The organism is Frankia sp. CcWB3, assembly GCF_977927595.1.
In genome coordinates this window covers 2,399-4,065 of sequence record NZ_CDWRCK010000329.1, presented here as the reverse complement: position 1 = coordinate 4,065, position 1,667 = coordinate 2,399, and the positions used below count along the sequence as shown (strand labels likewise).

The window sequence follows — 1,667 nt, the reverse complement described above, 5'->3', positions numbered from 1 at the left end:
GTGTCGGAGGCGCGACCGGGCTGTCCGGTCCCGGCCGGGGCACGCGCAGGTCGCGTGTCGGGGTCGTGATCGCGTCACCGTCGCGCTGGAGGGCGCGGGCGCGGCGAAGGACGGTGTCGATTGGGTGTGCGGCGCGGGCCTGATGGGTCGGAGCCAGACAGTCGCGGATCACTTCCCGCCAGCCGTCGGGCAGCGTCTCCGCCAGCCGCAGGGGTGTGCGACCCGCCGCATAGGTGAGGGCGGCCTCGGAGCGGGACCGGCTGGTCTGCCCGGGGAAGGGGTGGGTGCCGGTCAGCAGTTGGTGAGCGAGCACGCCGAAGGCCCACACATCCCGGGTCATGCGGATCGGGACCCCGGCCTCCGTGATGCGCTCGCTCCACCATTCCGGCGGGGTGTGGTCGGGCGAGGCCAGGCGCGGCGCGCGGCCGTGCGTACCGTCGATCTCGACCGCCAAACCGAAGTCCGCCAGCCGGGCCGAACCATCCGGCATGATGAGCACATTGCTGGGTTTAAGGTCGCCGTGGACCCAGCTGTTCGCGTGCATGTGGGCCAGGCCCTCGCACACCTCGACGAGGATGCGGACCCGGTCCGCCAGCGGGGGGCCCGACGACGCGTCGGGTGTCGTGGGGCAGAGGGGTGCTGTGGAACAGAGGGGTGCCGTGGTGTAGAGCAGGTCGACCAGATTGCCGGTGGCCCGCTCCACGGCCAGCACCACCGCGCCATGCAGGTCGGGTCGGTCGGGATCGTCGACGGCCAGGACGGCGAGCGCGCGGATCAGCCGGGGGTGGGCGGGGATCCGGACCAACGCCGCCTCGCGCAGCGCACCGGCCCGCAGCTCCGCGCGCTCCCGGGGAGACAGCCCGGCAACCGGCAGGAACTTCAACGCAACCTCGGCGCCGGCCTGGCGTGGCCTGCTCTCGCCCGGCCTGCGCCCGGATAGCCCGTCCCGGTCGGCTCGGTACCCGCCGTAGACCGTGCCCCAGCTACCAGCCGCGATCTTGTCTGTGACCGTGAAGGGGCCGACCCGGTAGCCGCGCGGAACGACTGCGGACGGGGTGCGTTCTGACCACTCCACTGTGATCGGCACCGGCATGGTCAGCGCCGCCCGCTGCGCTGCCCATCATTACCGGGCCGGCCGTCGGGACGCGGGGACGGAAGCAGCGCCAGATGCTCCTCCCGGGTCACATTGAAGCGCAGCGCCACCGTCACGAGCGATTCCCGCCGGGCCGCGAACCGGTCCCCTTCCGCCGTGTCCGCCGGCTTGACCCGCAGCTTGTTCTCGACGAGGTAATTGATGTGAAAGTTCACGGCGGACCGGGTGAGGCTGGCGCAGCCCGGCAGCGGGCGCAACCTGTCGATCACCTGGTCGAGCGTGGGAATGGCGACGACCGAGGAGTCCCGTAGCCGCGGCTCGCACAACGCCACGAGGATCAGGAAGTACTTGGCCGTCTCGTCGAGCGGGAAGACCTGGCGGGTCAGCTCACCGTCGTCGGCGGCGACCATGCGCCGGTCGACATACTCGTGTTGCGGCGCGTACACCTTGAAGCCGCCCACCCCACGCGTCAGCGGCAGTAGCACCCGGGCAAACTCGAATGGAACCGGTGCCGCCACCCGTCGGGGGGAAACCTTCACGAACTCGCCGGCGCCCTCTGGGGACGTAATGAAGT

The 1,667-nt window shown here is 71.3% G+C and carries 2 protein-coding genes; both read right to left on the bottom strand.

What is annotated here, in order from left to right; genetic code table 11:
- Positions 1-1,087 (bottom strand): protein kinase domain-containing protein (locus ACY5KJ_RS18510; RefSeq protein WP_462203956.1); only part of this gene is annotated, 1,087 nt, incomplete at its 3' end.
- A gap of 8 nt (positions 1,088-1,095) precedes the next feature.
- Positions 1,096-1,667 (bottom strand): serine/threonine protein kinase (locus ACY5KJ_RS18505; RefSeq protein WP_462203955.1); only part of this gene is annotated, 572 nt, incomplete at its 5' end.